Source organism: Rhodanobacter sp. KK11, assembly GCF_033345435.1.
Taxonomy (GTDB): Bacteria; Pseudomonadota; Gammaproteobacteria; order Xanthomonadales; family Rhodanobacteraceae; genus Rhodanobacter.
The window spans coordinates 373093-396331 of the sequence record NZ_JAWPMI010000001.1; the positions used below are offsets into that span (position 1 = coordinate 373093).

At 67.9% G+C, this 23239-nt stretch carries 18 protein-coding genes; 11 read left to right on the plus strand and 7 right to left on the minus strand.

The features are described 5' to 3' along the window. The first annotated feature begins 58 nt into the window (after nt 1-58). The 5 genes from R5H19_RS01610 (at nt 59) to R5H19_RS01630 (ending at nt 7185) form a co-directional block, all read left to right on the plus strand. A complete protein-coding gene (locus R5H19_RS01610; protein ID WP_318157225.1) occupies nt 59-628 on the plus strand; it encodes an RNA polymerase sigma factor in 570 nt (189 codons plus the stop codon). Next, nucleotides 625-1818: a FecR domain-containing protein gene (locus tag R5H19_RS01615; RefSeq protein WP_318157226.1), complete on the plus strand. Its 1194-nt coding sequence runs from the start codon at nt 625-627 to the stop codon at nt 1816-1818. The genes R5H19_RS01610 and R5H19_RS01615 overlap by 4 nt, the downstream gene beginning before the upstream one ends. A 56-nt stretch (nt 1819-1874) precedes the next feature. Beyond that, nucleotides 1875-4553, plus strand: a complete 2679-nt coding sequence (locus R5H19_RS01620) for a TonB-dependent receptor (protein WP_318157227.1) — start codon at nt 1875-1877, stop codon at nt 4551-4553. 15 nt (nt 4554-4568) lie between these two features. After that, nucleotides 4569-4754: a hypothetical protein gene (locus tag R5H19_RS01625; protein ID WP_318157228.1), complete on the plus strand. Its 186-nt coding sequence runs from the start codon at nt 4569-4571 to the stop codon at nt 4752-4754. A gap of 115 nt (nt 4755-4869) precedes the next feature. After that, nucleotides 4870-7185: a prolyl oligopeptidase family serine peptidase gene (locus tag R5H19_RS01630; protein ID WP_318157229.1), complete on the plus strand. Its 2316-nt coding sequence runs from the start codon at nt 4870-4872 to the stop codon at nt 7183-7185. Nucleotides 7186-7314: 129 nt separating this feature from the next. Here R5H19_RS01630 and R5H19_RS01635 read toward each other — a convergent pair whose 3' ends face one another. Both R5H19_RS01635 and R5H19_RS01640 read right to left on the minus strand, forming a co-directional pair. Next, nucleotides 7315-10917: a M1 family aminopeptidase gene (locus tag R5H19_RS01635; protein WP_318157230.1), complete on the minus strand. Its 3603-nt coding sequence runs from the start codon at nt 10915-10917 to the stop codon at nt 7315-7317. Between the two features lie 98 nt (nt 10918-11015). Next, complete coding sequence (locus tag R5H19_RS01640) at nt 11016-11900, minus strand: ABC transporter ATP-binding protein (RefSeq protein ID WP_318157231.1); 885 nt, start codon at nt 11898-11900, stop codon at nt 11016-11018. A gap of 177 nt (nt 11901-12077) precedes the next feature. Here R5H19_RS01640 and aceF point away from each other — a divergent pair, with 177 nt between their 5' ends. From aceF to dapB, 3 genes are read left to right on the plus strand one after another with little or no spacing between them, the layout of a single operon-like run. Next, on the plus strand, nt 12078-13496 hold the full coding sequence (aceF, locus tag R5H19_RS01645) for a dihydrolipoyllysine-residue acetyltransferase (RefSeq protein WP_318157232.1): 1419 nt from the start codon (nt 12078-12080) through the stop codon (nt 13494-13496). Between the two features lie 15 nt (nt 13497-13511). Further along, a complete protein-coding gene (lpdA, locus tag R5H19_RS01650; RefSeq protein ID WP_318157233.1) occupies nt 13512-15323 on the plus strand; it encodes a dihydrolipoyl dehydrogenase in 1812 nt (603 codons plus the stop codon). Nucleotides 15324-15372: 49 nt separating this feature from the next. Then, a complete protein-coding gene (gene dapB / locus R5H19_RS01655; RefSeq protein ID WP_318157234.1) occupies nt 15373-16173 on the plus strand; it encodes a 4-hydroxy-tetrahydrodipicolinate reductase in 801 nt (266 codons plus the stop codon). A 133-nt stretch (nt 16174-16306) separates the two neighbouring features. On the opposite strand, the gene R5H19_RS01660 is transcribed toward dapB, so the two are convergent. Further along, complete coding sequence (locus R5H19_RS01660; protein ID WP_318157235.1) at nt 16307-16789, minus strand: hypothetical protein; 483 nt, start codon at nt 16787-16789, stop codon at nt 16307-16309. Beyond that, nucleotides 16786-17367 carry a sigma-70 family RNA polymerase sigma factor gene (locus R5H19_RS01665; RefSeq protein WP_318157236.1) on the minus strand — a complete coding sequence of 194 codons (582 nt, stop codon included), beginning with the start codon at nt 17365-17367 and terminating at the stop codon, nt 16786-16788. Before R5H19_RS01665 ends, R5H19_RS01660 begins: the two co-directional genes overlap by 4 nt. A gap of 123 nt (nt 17368-17490) precedes the next feature. On the opposite strand from R5H19_RS01665, the gene R5H19_RS01670 reads away from it, so the two are divergent. Beyond that, on the plus strand, nt 17491-17817 hold the full coding sequence (locus R5H19_RS01670) for a DUF6249 domain-containing protein (RefSeq protein WP_318157237.1): 327 nt from the start codon (nt 17491-17493) through the stop codon (nt 17815-17817). A gap of 116 nt (nt 17818-17933) precedes the next feature. After that, complete coding sequence (locus R5H19_RS01675) at nt 17934-18560, plus strand: trimeric intracellular cation channel family protein (protein ID WP_318157238.1); 627 nt, start codon at nt 17934-17936, stop codon at nt 18558-18560. Nucleotides 18561-18575: 15 nt separating this feature from the next. Here the strand turns inward: R5H19_RS01675 and dinB are convergent, their stop codons facing one another. From dinB to R5H19_RS01690, 3 genes are read right to left on the minus strand one after another with little or no spacing between them, the layout of a single operon-like run. Then, nucleotides 18576-19652: a DNA polymerase IV gene (gene dinB / locus R5H19_RS01680; RefSeq protein ID WP_318157239.1), complete on the minus strand. Its 1077-nt coding sequence runs from the start codon at nt 19650-19652 to the stop codon at nt 18576-18578. Nucleotides 19653-19709: 57 nt separating this feature from the next. Next, nucleotides 19710-20651, minus strand: a complete 942-nt coding sequence (locus R5H19_RS01685) for a UPF0104 family protein (protein ID WP_318157240.1) — start codon at nt 20649-20651, stop codon at nt 19710-19712. A 2-nt stretch (nt 20652-20653) separates the two neighbouring features. Next, nucleotides 20654-21547, minus strand: coding sequence for a hypothetical protein (locus R5H19_RS01690; protein ID WP_318157241.1), 894 nt, complete (start codon nt 21545-21547; stop codon nt 20654-20656). Nucleotides 21548-21675: 128 nt separating this feature from the next. Between R5H19_RS01690 and R5H19_RS01695 the strand changes: the two genes are divergently transcribed. Next, nucleotides 21676-23007, plus strand: a complete 1332-nt coding sequence (locus R5H19_RS01695; protein WP_318157242.1) for an amino acid permease — start codon at nt 21676-21678, stop codon at nt 23005-23007. Nucleotides 23008-23239: the final 232 nt, after the last annotated feature.

Genomic DNA, 23239 nt, shown 5'->3' on the forward strand with positions numbered 1-23239 from the left:
GCGAAATGCGCTCTGACCTCGTCAGTCTCTAGCAGGCAGTCTTTTTTGCGGAGGAAGCGTGGCCGAGGACTACGAAGCCAGCTCGTTCGAGCTACCGCTGTTCGATGCCATGGGGCGGCGCTTCCTGCGCCGGCTGGCGGCGCAGTTGCGCGACGGCACCGACGAGGATGACCTGGCCCAGGAGGTCTACCTGCGCCTGTTGCGCGCCGAGTCCTCCCGGCTTGCTCGGGATCCGCGCCGCTATGCCATCCGTGTCGCCAGGAACGTTGCCGTCGAGTGGGGGCGCCTGGCGCGCCATCGGCGCCCCCACCTGGAATTGGATGTACTCGATGCCAAGGCTGCCCCGGACCCTTCGCCGGAAGCACATGTCGAGCTGGATCAGCAGCTGGGACACATGACTGACGCATTGAGCCAACTTTCTCCCGCACGCCGTGCCGCCGTGTTGATGCGCCTGCGCGACGGGCTCAGCTACGCCGAAATCGCCGAGGCGATGGACCTGTCCATTTCGATGGTCTACAAGCATCTTCGCCTGGGCCTGGCCGCCTGCCAGCAACAGCTGGAAAGCAAGGGCGTGACTGGCGTTGCCATCCATGCAACGGCCACGCCGAAGGAGCAAGCAGAAAAATGAGCCATCGCATTGATCACGCGACCTCGGCCATTCGCATGGACGCGCAAGAGTGGGTTGTGCGCCTCGATGGGCCTTTGCAGGCGTCCGAGCGGGAAGAGTTCGTGCAGTGGCTGCGCCGTTCGCCGCTGCATGTGCGCGAATACCTGAAAGCCGAAGCGGCCTGGCAAATCATGCTGCAGGCGGCAGTGCGAGACACCGCGGATGTGGACGCCTTGAGCCGCCAGCCCGACGCGTCGGCCGGCAAGGTGGTCGACCTTCTGGCGGCGATGGCGGAACGCGGAGGAGGCGTGCAGATCGCGTCGCGCAGCGGCACCATCAGGCCGGGCAATGGCGCCCGGCACGGGTGGCGCGGTCGCGGGCGCAAGTGGGCGGCTCGTGCGGCAACCGTTGCGGCCGTCGTCCTGCTGGCTGCGGGAGGGCGCTGGCTGATGCAACCGGTGGACGGGCAGGTCTATGCCACGGCTGTCGGCGAAACCCGCCGCATTTCGTTGCAGGACGGCAGCACGGTGGAGCTCAACACCGACTCGGCAGTGCAGGTGCGCTATCAGCGCGGTTATCGCGACATAGTGCTCTTGCGAGGCGAAGCCTTTGTGGACGTCGCCAAGGACCCGCGGCGACCGTTCCGCGTGATGGCCGAAGGTGTCGGCGCGCGGGCCGTCGGCACCGCGTTCAACGTCCGGCGCGACAACCGGCGCCTGGAAGTGACGGTAACCGAGGGCCGGGTGGAGGTTGAGCCGGTGGAAACAGCATCCACCAACTGGCAGCGGCTCGCGGAGGACTTGCATGTGATGCTCCCTGGCGCGGGCGGCGATGGCGCCCCGGGCGAAGTGGCCCTCGTTTCGAGCGGGCAGCGCCTGAGCGTGGACCTGCGCTCGAAGTCGATCGATGCCGGTGCCGTGACCCATGCGGACCTGGCACGGTGGGTGGGGTGGCGCCATGGCCGCTTGCATTTCGATGACGAACGTCTCGATGCGATCGTGGCGGAGCTCAACCGTTACAACTCCAGGCAGATCAGGCTGAAAAGTTCGACGCTGGCTTCGCGGCGGATAAGCGGCAACTTCGATCCGAATCGGCCGCAACAGTTGCTGCGGTTCCTGGCCATGCACGGCGATGTCGTGGTGCACGTGAACCCGAATGGGGACAGTGAAGTGGTACCGGTTTCGACAGACGGTAAAAAAATCCGCCGCTGATCTCGTCATTCCCGTGACGGCGAACTGCTCGCCCTATGTCGGGAATCGGGGGAACAATGAAGATCAAACTGCGTGCAACCACGTTGGCGCTGCTCTGTAGCATGAGTCTGGCGATGGCACAGGCTTCGGCCACGGATCGCAAGGTACGGGTGGATATTCCGGCCCAATCGCTGAAGTCGGCGATCAAGGCCTACAGCGAGCAAACCGGCGTCGAGGTGGTCTATTACGCGGACGCGGTTGCCGGGTTGCGCAGCAAGGCGGTTGCCGCCGGGCAGTCCGCGGATGAGGCGTTGCGCCTCATGCTCGTCGGGACCGGGCTGGAGTTCGAGCGCCTGGAAGATGGCTCGGTAGTCCTCAAGCGCTCGACCTCCGCGGTGAAATCCGGTGACGAAACCCGACTGAAGCCGGCGGCACGTGATCAAGGTGCGGAGGTTGCCCAGCCCGAGCCGGTCAATCTGCAGACGGTGGTGGTGACGGGCTCGCATCTGCGTGGAGCGCGCAACCCGTCCTCGCCGGTGACGATCATCGATCGCGCGGAAATCGAACGCTCCGGTCATGCGAGCGTCCAGGAAGTTGTCCGAGCCTTGCCGCAGAACTTCAACTCGGTCAGCGAGCGCATCCAGGAACACCTGGTGTCCGTCGGCGGACCCACCGATGCGCAGAGCAAGTACAGCGCCGGCGCAGACTTGCGTGGCCTTGGCCCGGATTCGACGCTGGTCCTGCTGAACGGGCGGCGCATCGCCCGCGCGGGCATGGATACGCACGCCGATCTGACCCTGATTCCGTTGAGTGCGGTCGAGCGGGTGGAAGTGCTGACCGACGGGGCGTCGGCGCTGTACGGGTCCGACGCCGTGGGTGGGGTGATCAACGTGATCACCCGCAGCAACTTCAATGGCGCGGAAACGCGGCTGCGCTACGGCACCGCCAGGGGCTCCTACAGCCAGGGTCAGGCGTCGCAACTGGTCGGCCGCTCCTGGGGAAGCGGGCAATTGATGGCGGGCATCGAGTACAACCGGGAAACGCCGCTGTATGTCCATGAACGCTTCGCCGATGTCCGGTTTGCCAGCCGTGACACAGCCTTGATCCAGGAGTCGAAGCGTACCGGCGCCATCGCGTATCTGGAGCAGGACCTTTCCAGTGCCGTGCGCGTCGATGCCGAAGTCACCTTCGGCAAGCGCGACACGCCTGCCAGTTATGCCTTCGACTACGGCGGGTACGGCGGGGTCACCCGGGTGGAGACGCAAAGCAGGAATGTCGGCATCGGCACCGGCCTGACGGTGGACCTGTCGAACGACTGGCAACTGCGTGCCAACGCCGGCTACGACAGGAACCATGCCGAGTACTGGCAGTGGAACGGGCCAACCATCGACGCCCTGGTGCAGAACTACGACAACACCATGGCCACCGCCGTCCGCTCGCTGGGCGGCGTGGCCGACGGCCGGCTGTTCGATCTCCCGGGCGGCGGCGTGTTGCTGGCGGTAGGCGCCGAGGATCGCCATGAGCGCTTCGATCACGATGCGCACAGTACTTCATGGGCTCCGCTGATTTACCGGCCGCAGCGGCGCGTGCGGGCCGCTTTTGCGGAGCTCAATGTGCCGCTGATCGGCGAGGGCAACAGTGTGGCTGCGGCGAAGTCGCTCGAACTTTCGCTGGCCGGGAGGTTCGAGCGTTACAGCGACTTCGGCAGCACGTTCAATCCGAAGGTCGGCCTGGCCTGGACGCCACGCGAAGGGCTCACGTTCCGCGGTTCGACCGGTACGTCGTTCAAGGCCCCCACGCTTTCGCAGATGGTCGCGCAGCGCGATTCCTACATGTATCTGGGGGTGTTTTCGGATGCGGACGGGCCCACCAATATCCTCAGTGTTTACGGCGTGGCGGAAAATCTGAAGCCCGAGACCTCGAAGAACTGGTCGCTCGGGGTCGACTACCAGCCGGCATGGATCTCCGATCTGTCGCTGTCGGCGACCTACTACGGCATCAGTTTCCGGCGGCGCATCGGCTCGCCGTTCCCGAGCGGCTACAACCCATTTGGTTCCATCATGGATCCGACCTACGGCTTCGTGGTGACGCGGAACCCTGGCGTGGACGAGGTCCGGGGACTCCTGGGCGGCGGATCCGACTCGTGTTGGGAGGAGCGGGGAGAGGATTTTCTTGCTTGCGACAGCTCGGCGAATGCCGGGTCGGTCAACTACATCGTCGATACACGCACGCGAAACCTCGCCGGCGTGCGTCAGCGCCTGGTCGACTTCTCGGCGCAGTACAGCCACGACAGTCGCGTGGGGCAATGGCACTTCGCGCTTTCGGGCACCAGGATGCTCAGGTCCACCAAGACTTTCGTGCCCGGCGCCAGCCCGGTGGGGCAGCTCGATCAGGTGTTCTATCCGGCCGATCTCAGGTTGCGCGGCAGCGCGGGACTGGCTGGTGATGGCTGGTCGTCGCAGGCGACGATCAATTACACGGATGGCTATCGCGACACGTACTACCGCCCCTACGTGTCGCCGGATCGCGCTACCCATGTGGCGTCTTTCACGATGCTGGATCTCTCGTTCCAGTACGACCTGCGCCGACTGCTGAGCCTGCAACGGCTCGACGGACTCCAGTTGCAGCTGAGCGCCACCAACGTTCTCGACCGCAAGCCGCCATTCGCCGAAAACTACTACAACATCAATTACGACCCGACGAACGCCGATGCCGTGGGGCGCGTTGTCAGCGCCCAGGTCAAGGTCGACTGGTAGCGGGTAGCCGGGCGCGTGGCGCTGAACGAGCTTGGCCAAGAGGTGGTGCTGGTCAAGTACGTGGGTGAAGCACATGCGCCGCTGCTTACCGACACGCTGCGCGATTCCTGGCAGCGCGCGCTGGCCTTTTTTGACACCCAACCCAAACGAGAAACACATGCCGTCCGGCAATTGCCGGGCGACATGTGCCTCGCCCTTTGATGGACGGCCTGGCGGTCGTTCGATCGGGCTCGCAACCGGCGCGATGAGGCTGGAACGCGGGCGCAACACATTCCCGAAAACCGGGAAGCCCTCACCCACATCGGAGACTGTAACGATGAAACGATGGATAGCGGGCGCGCTGGTCGCCCTGGCCGTGGTTTCGGCCCCACTCATGGCCGAGGAGAAAAAAACGCCGTGGACCATCAAGGACTCGGTCGAGCTGGCCTACTTCATGCTGCCGAACGACGTGAACGTGTCGATGATTGCGGTCCAACATGCCAAGCCGGTCCTGTCGCCCGACGGTACGATGTTCTATGTCGTGGCAGAGCGGGGAGACCTGGAGCAGAACGTCAACCTGACCGAGTTGCGCGTGTACGCGGTGGCGGATGTGCAGGCGGCGTTCGCGCGGTCGTCGCCGCCGTCCCCGCGGGCGAGCCACGTGGCGCGTTCGCGGATTTCCGGTTCGATGGATCCGGGCATCAAGCACCTGCTGTGGGCACCGGATGCCTCCTCGTTGACGTTCCTGGAGTACGGCGTGGACAAGCCCGCGCAGGTCAGGCGTCTGGATACGCGCAGTGGCGAGGTGCGCACTCTTACCGCCGCGCCCCATGGCGTGTCCCATTTCACCGTGGTCGGGGACATGCTGGTCCACGACGCGATGATGACGACGCGCCGCGGCGATGTGTCGGATGTCATCAAGCATCCTTTCAGCTACGTGCGTGACAAGGAGTGGTTCAGCGCGCTGCAGTTCACTATCGGCACCTATGCGACCTTCGTGCGCCACGGCGACGGCACAAGCGTGCAGGCATCGACCGAAACACGTGGGCTGGCCCCCGAGGCGTATCCGTCGCCGGACGGGCGCTGGGCGATCGTCAAGAAGCAGGGCTTGCCCCTGGAGAACATTCCCGACTGGGCCAGGAAGATAGCGTTGGCCGGGGGGGTGCTGCCTACCATGCTGCAGTATTTCTATCTCAAGGACCTGCATGCACCGGAGCAGGCCGAGCGCTTCCTCGGGCTTTCCGGCTGGGCGGTGAATAATGGCAGCTTCGGTCCGCCGCTATGGAACCCCGATTCGGCCAGCGTGGTCATCGTCAACGCGATCTTGCCGGCCAGCAAGCGGCCGGCTGACGGTTTGCCGGTGCCCGGCATCTTCGAGTTTCGCCCGGGCACCTTCGAGTCCCGTGAAATAGGGACCATGCGGCCATCCCAGGTGGCGGGCGAATTTCCGGACGTGTTCACCTATCGATGGGTCGTGCCGGGCAAGTCTTTCGCGTTGGAAAAGTTCGCCAAGACGCCTGCCGAAACCGCGATCCTGTATTCGAGAAAGGGTGGCCGCTGGGTGGTACGTGATGCGCCCGCCGCGGAGGTCAAGGCCATGAAGCCCGAGCCCACCTTCCCGTCCGGCTTGCAGGTCGCGATCCGCCAGGGGCTGAACGAGTCGCCGCAGCTGATTGCTTCGCGCGATGGCAGGGACATGGTGTTGTGGGATCCCAATCCCTGGCTGGCCACCCGGCATCTGCAGCCGATCGAATTGGTCCACTGGACGGACGCGGAAGGAAGGCGCTGGGACGGGCACCTGGTCGTGCCGTCGGGGCCAAAGCCGCAGGGCGGTTACCCGTTGGTCGTGGTGCTCGCGCATGAAACCTACCCGAAGCATTTCATGCCCGACGGCTATGCCTTTGCGCCGGGCAATGCCGCCCAGGAAATGGCCGCCCGTGGCATGGTGCAGTTGACCTTGAATGCACGCAATCCGGTATTCGCGACGGCGACCGGTACTCGCGAAGGACCCACCCTGGTGGCGGGCGCCGATGCCGCCGTGGCCACGCTCGCCCGGCAGGGACTGATCGATCCCTCGCGGGTTGGCGTGATGGGGTACTCGAGGATGGGCTGGGGCACGCTTTACCTCTCGACCCATCACCGCGGCTTCGTGCCGGCGGCGGCGATCGTGCAGGACGCGTTCGACGCCAGCTACGTGGCCTACGTGAAGGATGCCACCCTCGGCGAGTTGCGCTCGCTGGGCTATTCCCAGATGTACACCGACGGCCCGGGTACGTTCTGGGAGGACAAGCAGGCGTGGATGGACGCACCGGGTTTCATGATGGACAAGATGCAGTCGCCGTTGCTGATCCAGCATCACTACGGCCCGTACGTGGGGGGCTTGTTGACCATGCTCGAGCCTTACGCCGCACTGCGCAATCTCGGCCGTCCGGTCGAGGCGGTCGCCTTCAATGGCGGCGCCCACATCCACACCCAGCCGGCGCACCGGCAGGCGTCGATGCAGCTGGCGGTGGACTGGATGCGGTTCTGGCTCAAGGGTGAGATGAATTCCGATCCGGCCCATGCGGACAGAAACCTTCACTGGCAAGGCATGCGTGATGCCTGGAAGCGGGCCGCTGCGGACAGCGCGCAGCCGCCGGCGCGACAGGGGTAGCGCGTGCCGGCATGCGGGCGATGGTGGCTCATCGCTGTGCCCGGGCCGGGTGGCCCGGGTTGACGGTGACCTTTCGATGGATCGTTCACCGCCAGGGCACCGCAGGCGGGCTTCAATCCCCTGCGGTGCCTATTGAATCGTCACGGCGCGGCGGTTGTCGCCCGATACGCGGTCGATCAACTCGTTGAACGGATCAACGCCGGCCACGGCGGGCTTGCCATCGACGGTGACGGTGAGCGTGCTGTCGCCGTCGGGCAGCAGGCGCTTTTGCAGGTACAGCGGCTTGCCGTCCCTGCCGTCGCCGGTGGATGCGGCGAACACGCCGACCTCGATCGGGATATCCGGCTTCGCCGCGGTTTCCCGGCCGGTACCGTCCACGTAGACTTTGCTGGCGTGCACCTTCAGGGTCACTTCGTAGCGGCCGCCCGGCAGTTTCTTCGCGCGGGCCTCGGTGATGCGGTTGTCGAACAGGGTGATCTTCCAGAACAGGTCATCCAGCAGCGGCTGCCACTGCGGGTCGACGGCCTTGCCCAAGGCGTCCATGAATTCCTGTGAGGTGGTGTACGGCGGCTGCTGGAAACCCTTGTCGAGCAGGAACTGCTTCAGCATCGCATCGAGCTTGCCTTCGCCGAGGTAATCCTGCAGCGCGTAGAACACCAGCGAACCCTTGCGGTAGTGGATGTACTGCTGGTTCTCCACCTTTGCCAGCGGTTCCTCGGCGAGCTTCTCGGTGGCGCGGCCGGACAGGTAGCCGTCCAGCTCGTATTTCAGGAACTTGTGCATCTGGTCGGCGCCGTACTTGTGCTTCATCACCATCAGCGCGGAGTACTGCGACAGCGATTCGCTGAGCATGGTCGAGCCCTGCATGTTGGCGCCGATCACCCGGTGTGCCCACCACTGGTGCGCCACTTCGTGCGCGGTGACGTAGTAGACATAGTCGATCTTGCTCGTGTCGCGCAGGTCGGCGATGAAGCCGAGCGACTCGGAGTACGGAATGGTGTTGGCGAATGACTGCGCGAAGCTGGCGTAGTTCGGGAACTCCAGGATGCGCAGCTGCCTGAACTGGTAGGGCGTGAAGTTGGCGTCGTAGTAGTCCAGTGCGTCCTTCGCGCCCTGGATCATGCGCTCCACGTTCCAGGCATGCGCGGGGTTGTAGTACACCGCGATGTCCACGCCCTTCCAGGCCTCGTGCTTCACCGCGTAGCGTGCCGACAGGTACGAGAAGAACGGCAGCATCGGCTGGTCCTTGCCGTCCTGCGTCATCGTGTAATGGAAATAGCGCCGGCCGTTGGCGGTCCATTCCTTCTGCAGATAACCCGGCGCCACCGCGATCTGGTCGGGCGCGGTGGAGACGGTGGTGTCGAAGCTGATCCAGTCCGCGTCGTTGCTGATGTAGGTGTTCGCGCGGGCCTTCTCGTCGCCCAGCTTCGGCATCCGCGGCACCTCGGCGGAAAGCCCGTACTTGCGGCGGTCGTTGCGGTCGGTGAGCTGCGCCTGGGTCTGGTAGCCGAACTGCGGCATCACGGTGTTGTTGAAGAAGCTGCCGTTGTGCGCGAGGAACTGGCCTTCCGGGCTGTTGGTGAAGCCCTTCGGCGCATATTCCAGCTCAAAGTCGAAGCTCATCGACGCGCCCGGCGCCAGCGGCGTGTTCAGCCGGTAGATGGTGTAGCCGAGGTCCTTGTCCGCGCTGACCGTGTCGTGCGGCGCGAAGTTGAGCGATTCCACGGTGAACTCGTCGTTGAAGTTCACGTGCAGCTCGTCGATCGGCGCGGCAGTCTTGTTCACCAGGGTGTAGTGGCCGCGGATGGCCAGCCGGCGCCGGTACGGGAAGATGTCGACGTCGGCCTTCACCGCGGTGATGCGCGGCTGCGGCAGGTCCTTGTACTTCGCGTATTTCTTCTCGTAGTCGGCGCGCTGGATTGTCTTCGCCGTGCTGTTCCGGAAGTGGTTCAGCACGTTGGTGTTGTAGTAGATCCACACGCCGCTGCCGACGAAGGCGAGCAGCGCCGCCGCCAGCGCGAACTTCGCCGGCGCATGCAGCCGCGCGCGCGCCTCGCGCAGGCGTTCGCGCCACGACTGCCCGGTGCCGCGCACCCAGAACAGCGCCGCCAGCACCAGCAGCGCCGCCGCGGCGCAGGCCCAGTAGAAGTCGAACCACAGCGCGGCGCCGAGGAAATGCCCGAAGCCGTTCATGTCCGAATACGGCACGTCCGGCGCGTTGCCGTAGTTGTACAGGTTCTGTTCCCAGTGCAGCAGGCTGAAGCCGATCGTGCTCAGCACCAGCCACACGATGGTCAGCAGGTAGCCGAGGAACTTGTTGTTCGACAGCACCTGCAGGAACAGCGCCAGCACTGCCAGCAGCACGAACGGCACTGCGTTCAACGCCAGCGTGGCCAGGTACAACCCGGGTTCCAGGTGGGTGTAGCCGTGGCCCAGCTGCCAGAGCATGCCGACGACTGCGCCGATCAGCAGGAACGCAGCAGTCACCGCCAGCAAGGCGCCCAGCTTGGCGGTCAGCGGCACCCAGTCCGGCACCGGGGACGCGTCGCTGACCTCGGCCGAGCGCTGGCTGCGTTCACGCCACACCAGCTCGCCGGCGTAGAACGTGACGATGATGTACAGCAGCCACTGGAAGCTGCCGCGCACGTTCTCCAGCACCTGGTGCGTCACCGGCCAGGTGGCGGTGCCGTAGATCTGGCTGGACAGCGCCAGCGCGAAGATCAGGTTCAGCAGCCCGAGTGCCAGCATGATCAGGAACGGCGCCCCGCGCAGCACCCCCACGGTGTCGAACACGAACTGCGTGCGCAGTTGCAGCAGATGCGCGTGCAGGTCGTCGGCCAGCCGTACCTTCGGCAGGACCAGTGTGGTAGCGCCGGCCTGCGGGCGCAGCAGCGGCGGCTCCGCCCGCGGCTTGCGCCGCGGCAGCTGCAGGCCTTCGCGGTTTGGCCGGAACAGCGCCATGGCGGCACCCAGCATGGCCACGCCCACCGCGCTCCACAGCAGCCGGTTGAACAGCAGCACGCCGCTCAGCGTGGGCAGCTCGTGGTTGGCCTGGTCGGTCGACCAGTAGCGCGTGACCAGGGCCAGGGTGCGGCCGCCGAACGGATCGAGCATGGCGGCAATGAAGTGGTTGTTGACGTCGCGGGTCAGCAGGCCCACGACGGAGTTCAGCACGAAGTAGGCGATCAGGCCGATGTAGGTGGCCAGCAACGAACGCGTGGTGGTGGCGAGCAGGAACAGCAGCGCGGCGATGAACAGCATGTCCGGCACCACCATCACGCCGAACGCCCACACGTAGCCGCGCCAGCTGGCCGGGCCCAGCCGCGCCGCGTCGATCCATGGCATCAGGCCGCCGATGGCCAGGCCCAGCGCGCAGACCAGCATGACCGCCAGCGCGGCGAGGTAGCCGGCGGCGAAGCGGCCGCCGAGGTAGGCGCCGCGGCTGATCGGTGTGGCGAAGAACAGCTCCGCGGTGCGCTGCTCGAAATCGCGCAGCGCCGCGCCGGCCACGAACACCGTCACCAGGAACGTGCTGAGCACGGTGAGCACGCCGAGCAGCCGTGCGATCACCAGCGGCGCGTTGCGCAGCACGTTGCCGCTGGCGCCGCCGACGATCACCGCGTCGGTGCTGGCCAGCGCAAAGGCCAACGCGCCGAACACCGCCGCGACGATCCAGAACAGCGGCGCCTTCAGTTGCTGGCGCAGCTCAAACCCGAGTATTTCGAAGAACATCGGTGATCCTGCGTGGTGTAGGAGCGCACCCTGTGCGCGAATGCCTTGCGGGTAGCCGTTCGCGCACAGGGCGCGCTCCTACAGAATGCGTAGGGGCGTCAGGCGGCGCGGGCGACGGCCTGTGCGCGCAGGCGGCCGAAATAGACGTCTTCCAGATCCGGCACGACCGGCTCGAAGCCTTCCTCCGGCAGTGCGTCGGCCAGCACGTGCAGCAGGGTGCGGCCGCCGGCGAGGCGGGTGGACAGGATGTTCATGCGGGCGCGGTAGCCGTCCAGCTCGGACTTGTCGATGGTGCGCCGCCAGACGCGGCCGTCCAGCGAGCGGATCGCCTCGGCCGGCTCGCCGCTGAGCAGCACCTGGCCCTGGCCGATGATCGCCATGCGTTGGCACAGGTCGGTGACGTCCTCCACGATGTGCGTAGACAGGATCACCACCACGCGCTCGCCGATCTCGGCCAGCAGGTTGAGGAAGCGGTTGCGTTCTTCCGGGTCGAGCCCGGCGGTGGGCTCGTCGACGATCACCAGCCGCGGGTCGCCGATCAGCGCCTGGGCGATGCCGAAGCGCTGGCGCATGCCGCCGGAGTAGGTGCCGAGCTTGCGCTTGCGCACGTCCCACAGGTTCACCTGGCGCAGCAGCGATTCGACCAGCTCGCGCCGCTCGGCCTTGACGGTGACGCCCTTGAGCACGGCGAAGTGCTCCAGCATCGCCTCGGCCGAGACCTTCGGGTACACGCCGAACTCCTGCGGCAGGTAGCCGAGCAGGCGGCGGGTGGCCTGCTTGTCGGCGAGCAGGTCCATGTCGTCGAGCCTGATGCTGCCCTCGTCCGGGTCCTGCAGCGTGGCGATGGTGCGCATCAGCGACGACTTGCCGGCGCCGTTCGGGCCGAGCAGGCCGAACATGCCGCTGGGGACGTCCAGCGACACGCCGCGCAGCGCCTTGACGCCGTTGGCATAGGTCTTCGACAGGTCGCGAATCGTCAGCATGGAGCGTTTTCCTGCGCCGCTCGTGCGGCAGGGTGATGCGGGCCAGACTACGGGATGGAGCGCGGGCGTGCGTGCGCTCAAGGTCATGCATACGCGTGCGCATGGTGACCGGGAAATCGGCGAAGCCAACGCCCCCGGGCATACGGATCGGGTGTGCCTTCGCTATGATTGAGTTCTATGCGGCCGCCATCCCCGGGCGGCGCGCCATCGCCTGCAGGAGTCACCATGGCCGACCTCAAAGAAGCCCGCGTCCCCGATATCGGCCACGCGGACGTTCCCGTCATCGAAGTGCTGGTCAAGGCCGGCGACCGGGTGGAGAAGGAACAGGGCCTGATCACGCTGGAGTCGGACAAGGCCACCATGGAAGTGCCTGCGCCGTTTGCCGGCACGGTGAAGGAAGTGAAGCTGAAGGTGGGCGACGAAGTCTCCGAAGGTGCGCTGATCGCGGTTATAGAAACCGACGGCGCAGCCGTCTCCGCCTCCCCTTCTCCCGCTCCGGCAGAGGGCAGGGGTGAGGGTGCGCCCGAAGCGGTGAAGCCACCCGCCCCGGCTCCCGCGCCCGCTCCCGCGCCCGCCGCAGCGAAACCCGCGCCGGCCGTCGTCCAGGGCGCGCACAACGCGCCCGAGGGCGACGTATCGCCGCAGGCGCGCCCGCCGTTCGACGCCAACATCGTGATGCCCGGCGACGCGCCGTACGCCAGCCCGGCGGTGCGCGCGTTCGCGCGCGAGCTGGGCGTGGACATCCAGCAGGTCAAGGGCAGCGGCCGCGGCGGCCGCATCCAGCGCGAGGACGTCAGCACGTACGTGAAACATGCACTCGCCTCGGGCGCGCGGCCGGTGGGCGGCGCCGCCACGCTGGGCGGCCTCAGCCTGCTGCCGTGGCCGAAGGTCGACTTCGCCAAGTTCGGCGAGATCGAGGAGAAGCCGCTGACCCGCATCCAGAAGATTTCCGGTGCGAACCTGGCGCGCAACTGGGCGATGATCCCGCACGTCACCCAGCACGAGGATGCCGACATCACCGAGATGGAGGCGTTCCGCAAGCAGCTCGGCGCCGAGAACAAGGACCTGAAGATCAGCCCGCTGGTGTTCCAGATCAAGGCGGTGGTGGCGGCGCTGAAGCAATTCCCGCAGTTCAACGCCTCGCTCGACGAGACCGGCGAGAAGCTGATCCTGAAGAAGTATTTCCACATCGGCATCGCGGTGGACACGCCCGACGGCCTGGTGGTGCCGGTGATCCGCGACTGCGACAAGAAGGGCCTGCTCGACCTGGCCCGCGACCTGGCCGAGATCTCGAAGAAGGCGCGCGAGAAGAAGCTCGGCCCGGCCGAGATGTCCGGCGGCTGCTTCTCGATCAGCTCGCTCGGCGGCATCGGCGGCACCTACTTCACGCCGATCGTCAACGCGCCGGAAGTGGCCATCCTTGGCGTCTCCAGGTCGGTGACCAAGCCGGTGTGGAACGGCAGGGAATTCGCGCCGCGGCTGATCCTGCCGCTGTCGCTCAGCTATGACCACCGGGTGATCGACGGCGCGCTCGCCGCGCGCTTCGCCAGCTTCCTGGCCAACCAGCTCGGCGACATCCGCCGGCTGCTGCTCTGACCGGAGGCGATGACGATGGCGAACACGATCGAGATCAAGGTCCCCGACATCGGCGGCCACGACAACGTGCCGGTGATCGAGGTGCTGGTCAAAGCCGGCGACACGGTGGCGAAGGAGCAGAGCCTGATCACCCTGGAGTCGGACAAGGCGACCATGGAAGTTCCCTCCAGTGCCGCCGGGGTGGTCAAGGAAGTGAAACTGAAGGTGGGCGACGAGGTTTCCGAAGGCGCGGTGATCGCCGTGCTGGAGGTGGCCGGCGAGGCTGCTGCAGCACCGGTGGCGAAAGCGGAAGCACCCAAGGCCGCTGCACCGGCGCCGGCCGCCGTTCCGGCGGCTACCCCTCCCCAGCCCTCCCCTGCGAGCAGGGGAGGGAGCGAATCGGCAGCGAAGGCCGCGGCAGCGTCCGGCCGCCAGGCCGACATCGAATGCCAACTGGTCGTGCTCGGCTCCGGCCCCGGCGGCTACTCGGCCGCGTTCCGCGCCGCCGACCTCGGCGTCGATACCGTGCTGGTGGAGCGCTACGGCACGCTCGGCGGCGTCTGCCTCAACGTGGGCTGCATCCCGTCCAAGGCGCTGCTGCATGCCGCCGCGGTGATCGACGAAGCGGCGGCGATGGCCGCGCACGGCATCAGCTTCGGCGCGCCGAACATCGACCTCGACAAGCTGCGCGGCTTCAAGAGCAAGGTGGTCGGCCAGCTCACCGGCGGCCTCGCCACGATGGCGAAGCAGCGCAAGGTGCGCACGCTGGTGGGCACCGGCATGTTCGTGTCGCCGCACGAGATGGAAGTCCAGACGGCCGAAGGCGTGAAGCTGCTGCGCTTCGAGCACGCGATCATCGCCGCCGGTTCGCAGTCGGTGAAGCTGCCGGCGTTCCCGTGGGACGACGAGCGCGTGATGGATTCCACCGGCGCGCTGGAACTCAAGGACGTGCCGAAGAACCTGCTGGTCGTCGGCGGCGGCATCATCGGGCTGGAGATGGCCACGGTGTACTCGGCGCTGGGCAGCGCGGTGACCGTGGTCGAGTTCATGGACCAGCTGATCCCCGGCGCCGACGCCGACCTGATCCGGCCGCTGGCCAAGCGCCTGGCCGGCCGGCTCAAGGGCGTGCACCTGAAGACCAAGGTGGTCAGCGCGAAAGCCACGAAGAAAGGCATCGAGGTCGGCTACGAAGGCGACAGCATTCCCGAAACCACGCTGTTCGACCGCGTGCTGGTGGCGGTGGGCCGCTCGCCGAACGGCAACATGATCGGCGCGGACAAGGCCGGCGTGGCGGTGAGCGAGCGCGGCTTCATCAACGTCGACACGCAGATGCGCACCAACGTGCCGCACATCTACGCCATCGGCGACCTGGTCGGCCAGCCGATGCTGGCGCACAAGGCCACCCACGAGGCGCACGTGGCGGCCGAAGCGGTGGCGGGGCTGAAGAGTCACTTCGACGCACGGGTGATTCCGTCGGTCGCCTACACCGACCCGGAAATCGCCTGGGTCGGCGTAACCGAGCGCGAGGCGAAGGAAAAGGGCCTGAAGGTCGGCGTGGGCAAGTTCCCGTGGGCCGCCTCGGGCCGCGCCATCGGCATCGACCGCACCGAGGGCTTCACCAAGCTGATCTTTGACGAGGACACCCACCGCATCGTCGGTGCCGGTATCGTCGGCGTGCACGCGGGCGACCTGATTTCCGAACTGGCGCTGGCGATCGAGATGGGCAGCGAGGCGGCCGACATCGCGCTGACCATCCACCCGCACCCGACCCTGGGCGAATCGGTCGGCATGGCGGCGGAAGTGTACGAAGGCACCATCACCGATCTGTACCTGCCGAAGAAGAAGTGAGCGTCGCGCCGCGCTCCGGCGCGGCGTGCGCCTGACCCGCGAGGTGTCCATGTCGCTGAAGGTATGTCTTGCCGGCGCCACCGGCTGGGCTGGGTCGGAGCTGGCGCGCGGTATTGCCGCCGCCGATGATCTTGCACTGGTCAGCGCCGTGGCGCGCCGGCATGCCGGGCAGAAACTCGGCGACGTGCTGGGCGAAGACGGCCTGGATGCAACGATCTTCGGCAGTGCCGTCGAGGCGCTGACGCAGGCCTGTGACGTGTTCGTCGAGTACACCCATCCGGACCGCGCGAAAGCGAACATCCTCGCTGCGCTGGAGCATGGCGCGCACGTGGTGGTCGGCACCTCGGGCCTCACCGATACGGACTATGCGCAGATCGACGCGCTGGCGCGCGAGCGGCGGCGTGGCGTGCTGGCCTGCGGCAACTTCGCGCTGACCGCGGTGCTGCTGATCAAGTTCGCCGAGATGGCGGCGAAGCTGATCCCGCAGTGGGAACTCGTCGACTACGCCAGCGCCGGCAAGCCGGATGCGCCCAGCGGCACTGTGCGCGAGCTGGCCACCCGCATGGGCAAGGTGCGCCAGCCGCAACTGGAGGTGCCGCTGGAGAAAACCCGCGGCCTGCGCGAGACGCGCGGCGGCACGCTGGCCGGCAGCCAGGTACACGCGCTGCGCCTGCCCGGTTTCGTGATCGGCGCCGAGGCGATCTTCGGCATGCCGGACCAGACCCTGACGATCCGCCACAACGCCGGCAGCAGCGCCAAGCCCTACGTGGACGGTGCGTTGCTGGCGATCCGCAAGGTGCCCGGCCTGCTCGGCCTGCACCGCGGGCTGGATGCGGTGCTGGAGTTGTAGCGCGCACCGCTCCTGCGGGTGGTCCTGTAGGGCGGGCACTGCCCGCCGCTCTTGGTCGCACTCTTGAAAAGCCGGCGGACAGTGTCCGCCCTACGTGGCCGGGCCTGCATGCCGTGCGCAAGAGGCAGCTGGCTCAGTCCTCCGTATTCCCTTGAGCGTGCCGTTGCCACTGACCCAGCAGCCAGGACGCGCCGAGGCAGCCGGCCAGTGCCAGCAGCCAGCGGATGGCCGGTGCGTGCGGGGACGGCAGCAGCGTGACGAACGACGGCAGCCATGTGCTGCCGTAGATCGTCACCACGGCACCTGCGGCCATGGCCAGGGCAATCGCCAGCGCCAGCGTCAGCATGGATTCGACCGAGCGGCCGGCGGGCGCCCGCCGAGCCGGGATGGCCGCGACCCGCGCGGCCAGCTGCTGCGCGAAGTCCGCCGGCAACGCGTCCGGCAGCGGTTCGCGCAGCGCCCGTGCGAGCAGCCGGTAGCGTCGGCTGCGCGCATCGTCGCCGGCGGGGTCGAGCTGCAGGCGTTCGCGCCGCATCGCGCGTTCCTGCGCCAGCCATTCGCGCTCCTGGGCGGCGTTGTCGAAAGCAGGAAGGTGGTCGTCGGTGTGCTGGTTCATGCTGCAACTCCGGTGCGCGCTTCGAGTGCGCCGCGCAGGCGCAGGCGTGAGCGGAACAAGTGGCTCTTGATGGTGCCGCTGGCCAGCCCGGTGATCCGCGCGATCTCCGGAATGGAGGTTTCCTCAAGGTAATACAGCGTCAGCAGCGTGCGCTGCAAAGGCGGCAGGGCCTCGATCGCCGCGTGCAGGTGGCGCGCCGTTTCCTCGTCCGCGCAGGCTGCCTCCAGGTCGAAGCCGTCGCCGATGTTGTCCACCAGCGAGTAGTCCTCGTCGGCGCCGGCCGGTTCGACCAGCGCGATGCGCTTGTGCTGCAGGTGGCGCAGCGCGATGGTGTAGGCCACGCGGCCGATCCAGGATTTCAGCGCGCTCTCGCCGCGGTACTGGTGCAGGCACTGGTGCACGCGCAGGAAGGTGTCCTGGCACAGTTCGCGCGCGTCCTCCGGGTTGCGCACCATGCGCTGGATGATGTGCCAGCACAGCCCCTGGTGCTCGCGCACGAGGCGTTCGAACGCGCCCGGCCGGTTGGCCAGCACGGCGTCGACCAGTTCGCGGTCGGGGCTGCTGCGGGTGTCATCCATGGGGCAAGGGATACGCGCAGGCGGGAAACGGTTGCAAGCACTTTGCTGCAACCGTTTGCGGGCTGCCTGTATCCATGGTCACGAAGGTCACCCCATCCCACCCGGATTTGCCTGGAGAACCCCATGGATTTCGCTGTCCTGATCCCGATTTCGCTGTTCGCATGCATCGCCTACGCCATCAAGGTCGTGGTGGACGCGAGGGTGCGCCGTCAAATGGTCAACGCCGGCGGCTCGGAGGAACTGGTCAATTCGTTGCTGCGCGACGAGGAGTTGCGCCGTCGCCATTCCTCGCTGCGCTGGGGCATCGTGCTGGTCGCGCTGGCGCTCGGCTTCGGCCTGATCCAGTGGTTCGGCTGGCAGGACGTCACGCCCGGCCTGGTTGCCGTGCTGGCCGGCGCGACCGGCCTGGGCAACCTGGCGTTCTTCGCGATCTCGCGCAAGCTGGGCTGAAAGCCTGTTCAACGGCTTCGCGTGACGCGGGCCGTGCGGAGGTACTGGGCAGGCCCGAAAGCTGGTTCAATGGCGGGCAACGCCGCACCGTCGGCATGCCCGCGTGGGCCGGCTGGATGAACGAACGACTGATGTTCAACCTGGTGGACCTGGCCGGCACGTTCGCGTTCGCGATCAGCGGCGCGACCGCGGCGCGGCGCTGCAACCTCGACCTGTTCGGCATCCTGGCGACCGCCTTCATCACCGCCTGCGGCGGCGGCGTCGTGCGCGACCTGTGCATCGGCGCGATCCCGCCGGCCGGCCTGTCCGACTGGCGTTACCTGCTCACCGCGGTGGTGGCGGCCCTGCTCACGATCGTGGCGTACCGCTGGGTGGAGCGGCTGTCCTACCCGGTGCGCCTGTTCGACGCGATGGGGCTGGGCCTGTTTGCGGTGTACGGCGCAAACAAGGCGCTGGCGTTCGGCCACAACGCCGAGGTGGCGATCCTGCTGGGCATGGTCACCGCGATCGGCGGCGGCATGGCGCGCGACATGCTGCTGGCGCGCGTGTCGATCGTGCTGCAGCAGGAAATCTATGCGCTGGCCGCGTTCGCCGGCGCCGCACTGACGGTGATCGGCGAGTATTACCACTGGCCGGCGGTGTGGGCGACCTGGCTGCCGATCCTGTTCTGTTTCGGGCTGCGCGTCCTGTCGCTGTACTTACACTGGAACCTGCCGCGCTTCGGCCGCGACCGCGAGGCGTGACATGCCACGCCGTCATCAGTCGAACAGGTCGCTCTGCGCCTGGTAGCTGTCGGCGTCGACGAAGCCGGCCAGGCCCACGCCGACCAAGCGGTACAGGCTGTCGGCGGGGCGCCCGACGCGCTCGCGCAAGGCGCAGGCGATGTCGGCCAGTTCGTGCGCCGACAGCGGCCGTTGCGCCGGGGTGAGGCTGCGCGTCAGCGTGTGGAAATCGGCGGTCTTCAGCTTCAGCACCACGGTGCGTGCCACCCGGCCGCGCTCGCGCTGGTGGCCGGCCCAGGCCTTTTCGGCGAGGCGGCGGATGTGCGGTTCGAGCTCGTCGAGCTTGAGGTCGTGCTCGAAGGTGTCCTCGGCAGAGACCTGCAGGGTGGGGCGCTCGGGTTCGACCGGGCGCTCGTCGATGCCGCGCGCGAGTTCGTGCAGGCGCCGGCCCCAGCGACCGAAGCGCTGCTCCAGTTCGGCCTGGGCGAATGCGCGCAGTTCGCCCACGGTGGCGATGCCGAGCACGGCCAGCTTCGCCTCCATCACCTTGCCTACGCCGGGCAGGCGACCCACCGGCAGCGGCGTGAGGAAGTCCAGCACCTCGCGCGGGCGCACCACGAACAGGCCGTCGGGCTTGCGGAAATCCGAGGCGATCTTGGCCAGGAACTTGTTCGGCGCCACCCCGGCCGAGGCGGTCAGTTGCGTCTCCTCGCGGATCGCCGCGCGGATCGCCTCGGCGGTGGCGGTGGCCGAACCCAGGCCGCTTTTCGTCATGGTGACGTCGAGGTAGGCCTCGTCCAGCGACAGCGGCTCGATCAGTTCGGTGTGCCGCGCGAAGATCCCGTGCACCTGCCGCGACACTGCCTTGTAGCGCGCGAAATCCGGCGGCACGAACACCAGCTGCGGGCACAATCGCTCGGCGCGGACCGCCGGCATCGCCGAGCGCACGCCGAACACGCGCGCCTCGTAGCTGGCCGCGCACACCACCGAGCGCGCGCCGCGCCAGGCCACCGCCACCGGCTTGCCGCGCAGCGACGGGTCGTCGCGCTGCTCCACCGACGCGTAGAACGCGTCCATGTCGACGTGGAGAATCTTGCGCGGAAGGGATGACACGCAGGCAGCCGTAGCGGGGGATACGCCGATTCTAGAGGCGCGCCTCGCCGAGAGGTGTCAGCAGGGAGGCACCGCCGAACGCCGCAGGCGCCACTCGAACACCGCCAGCGCCGCGCCGGCCAGCACGAACGGCAGCGCGGTGTAGGTCAGCCGGTAGCACAGTATCGCGGCGAGCAGGTCGGCGCGTGCTTCCGGCGGAAACGAGGCCAGCATGATCGTCTCGAACACGCCCAGTCCGCCCGGCGCGTGGCTGACGATGCCGGCCAGCACGGCCGCCACGTAGATCGGCAGGAAGTCCACGAACGGCGGCGCGGATGTCGCCGGCAGCAGCACGTAAAGCGCCGTGAGCGCGGCCAGCATCTCCACCCCGCCGACCAGCATCTGCGTGGCGGCGATGCGTGCGCTCGGCAACGTCAGTGTCAGGCGTCCCAGCGCGAGCGTGCGCGGGCGGGCCAGCCAGGCGAGCAGCGTGGCCAGCGCCAGCAACAGCACCGCGCCAGGCCAACGACCCCAGCCATCGGTGATCGCCGGCTCCCAGCACAGCGCGCCGGTGATCACCACCGCGAAGCCCAGCCCCACGCCGAGCCCGGCCAGCGCCACGATGCGCGCGATGTCGCCGGCGCCGAGTCCGGCCGTGGCATAGATGCGGTAGCGCAGCGCGCTGCCGGTGATCGCGTGGAAGCCCAGCGTGTTGGAAATGCCCTGGGTGACCGCGCCGGCGAACGCGGCCAGCTTCGCCGTGATGCGCTCGCGCACCACGGTGCGCGCGGCCAGCACGTCGAACAGCGCCAGCATCGCCAGGCTGAGCAGCGCCGCCGCGGCCGAGCAGGCGATGCGCCAGCCCGGCAGCTGCGCCCAGGCCGCGGCCACGTCGCGCCAGGCGAGATGGGTGAGGTAGCGCTGCAGCAGCCACAGTGCCAGCCCGAACGCTGCCAGCGAACCCAGCCCCGACAGCAGGCGTGGCCAGTGCGCGGACGGTCCGGGCAGAACGTTCGCCATGCTCAGCGCAGGCCCGCCAGCGTGGTCGGCGCCAGGCGCGCGGCCACGTCCTGCGCCAGCCGTTCGGCGGCGGCCGGCTGCGCGGCCAGGTGCAGGAACGGTTCGATCAGCTCCAGTTCCATCACCAGGAAGCGCCCGCCGCTGACCACGCCGTCCACGCGCAGGTAGGCGTGGTCGCCGTGGCCGAGTGCGGCCAGCGCCGCGAGGGCGCGCCCGGCCGCGGCGAGGATGGCGGCGTCGGGTTGCGCCGGCTCGGCGCTGCCGCCGTACTCGCCCTGCACGCGGTAGTCGCCGGCGGCCGGTCGCTTGAGCACCGCGTGGCTGAAGGCGCCGGCGAAGTACAGCAGCGACCATTCGCCGTGGCTGACCACTTCCGGCACGAACGGCTGCACCAGGTAGTCGCGCCCGCGCGGCAGCTGCGCCACCGCGGCGGCGAGCGCCGCGTCGCCGGCGGTGCCGCGCAGCGTGTGCCAGGCGCTGCCACTGACGCTGGGCTTGATCACCACCGCCTGTCCGGCCAGCGCCGCCAGCGTGTCCGGCAGCGCGGCCGCGTCGGCCAGCCGGGTGGGGATGATGTCCACGCCGTGCTGCGCCAGGTCGAGCAGGTAGCGCTTGTCGCTGTTCCAGCGCAGCAGCGCGCTGTCGTTGATGGTGCGCACGCCCAGCGCATCGAGCCGGTCCAGCCAGTCGAGGAACGCCGCGTGGTGCCTGAAGTAGTCCCAGATGGTGCGGATCAGCACCGCGTCGAACGCCGACCAGTCCACCGCCGGGTCGTTCCAGACGCGGACCGCCGGCGGCAGGCCGAGGCGCTCCAGCGAGGCGGCCAGGTGCGCGTCGTCCGGCTGGACCGACGGGTATTCGGCGGAGGTGGCGATGGCGAGCCGGCGGCTGGGCATGGGTTTCGGCGGACGTGGCAAGGCTGGCCTGCGACGATATCGCATGCGCGGCCTCGCTGGCGGTGCATGTGCCACAGCATGGCATGCGGTACTGGTGGAAACCCCCGCCGCAATGGCAAGGTAGCCGGATGCTGACCGAACCTGCCAATGCCTATGCCCGCCGCCTGAACACCTGGGACGCCGCGATGATCGTCATCGGCGGCGTGATCGGGGCAGGCATCTTCCTCACCCCGTCCACGGTGGCGCGCAACACCTCGTCAGGTACCGAGGTACTGATGTTGTGGGCGGTCGGCGGCCTGCTGACCCTGGCCGGCGTGCTGTGCTACGCCGAGCTGGGTGCGCGGCGGCCGCAGGCGGGCGGCATCTATGTCTACCTGCGCGAGGCGTTCGGTCTGCTGCCGGCGTTCCTGTTCGGCTGGACCATGGCGCTGATCAACTACCCCGGCAGCGTGGCCGCGGTGGCGACCATGTTCGCCGAGTATTTCTGCGCGGCGATCGGCCTGCCGCCGCTGCACGTGAAGCCGGTGGCGGTGGGCGCGATCGTGTTCATCGTGGGCGTGAACCTGTTCGGCATCCGCGCTGGCGCGTGGATGCAGAACGTGTTCACCGTGCTGAAGCTGGCGGCGATCGCGCTGCTGGTGGTCGCCGGGCTGGTACTGGCGCACGGCCGGCTGGGCCTGACCCTGGTGCCGGACGCCACGCGCCCGGCGTCGCCGTGGTCGTTCGTTGGTGCGTTGCTGCCGGTGCTGTTCACCTACGGCGGGTTCCACTACCTCAACGACCTCGCCGGCGAAGTGCGCAACCCGCAGCGCACGCTGCCGCGCGCGCTGGGCCTGGGCATGGCCGGCGTGGTGCTCTGCTACGTGCTGGCCAATTTCGCCTACCTGGCGGGCCTGGGCCACGCCGGCCTCGCCGCCAGCCAGGCGCCGGCGGCGGACCTGATGCGCCGGCTGTTCGGCGAGCATGGCGCCACCGTGATCGCGGTGGGCATCGCCTGCTCCACTTTCGGCTACTGCGCCATCGCGATCGCCGGCGGCGCGCGCGTGCTGCAGACGATGGGGGCGGACGGCGTGTTCTTCCGCGCCGCCGGCCGCGTCGACCTGCGCACGCGCGCGCCGCAGATCGCGCTGGCCCTGCTCGGCGGTTGGGCGGTGGTGCTGACTCTGTCCGGCAGCTTCAGCCAACTGCTCAACTACACCACGGTGGGCGAGTGGCTGGGCCACGTGTTCGGCATCGGCACGCTGTTCTGGTACCGCAAGCACTTCATCGACCAGCCGGCGCCGTACCGGGTGCCGTTCTACCCGCTGCTGCCGCTGGTGTTCGTGATTACCGTGTTCGGCGTGATCGTGGCCAGCGCGATCCACGCGCCGGGCGACGCCGGCATGAGCCTGCTGATCATCGCGCTCGGCGTGCCGGTGTACTACGGCTGGCGCCGGCTGGAAGGCCGCAGGGCGGCCTGAACGATATCGTCTGAAGGGCGGCGGGACTGCCTGGTCGCCCGCCGCCGCACATAGCCTGTGGTTGTGGAACCTGCATCTATTTGCAGTGGCATGTCACCGGGGCAACCGATACGGTGGACGCGCGCTTCCTGTTTTTCATCCATGCATTGCGACGGCGGCCCTTGCCGCAGCACGCGCAATCACGACAGCCGGGGGACACACCATGCCCACCATGACTGCCTGCCGATGGCAA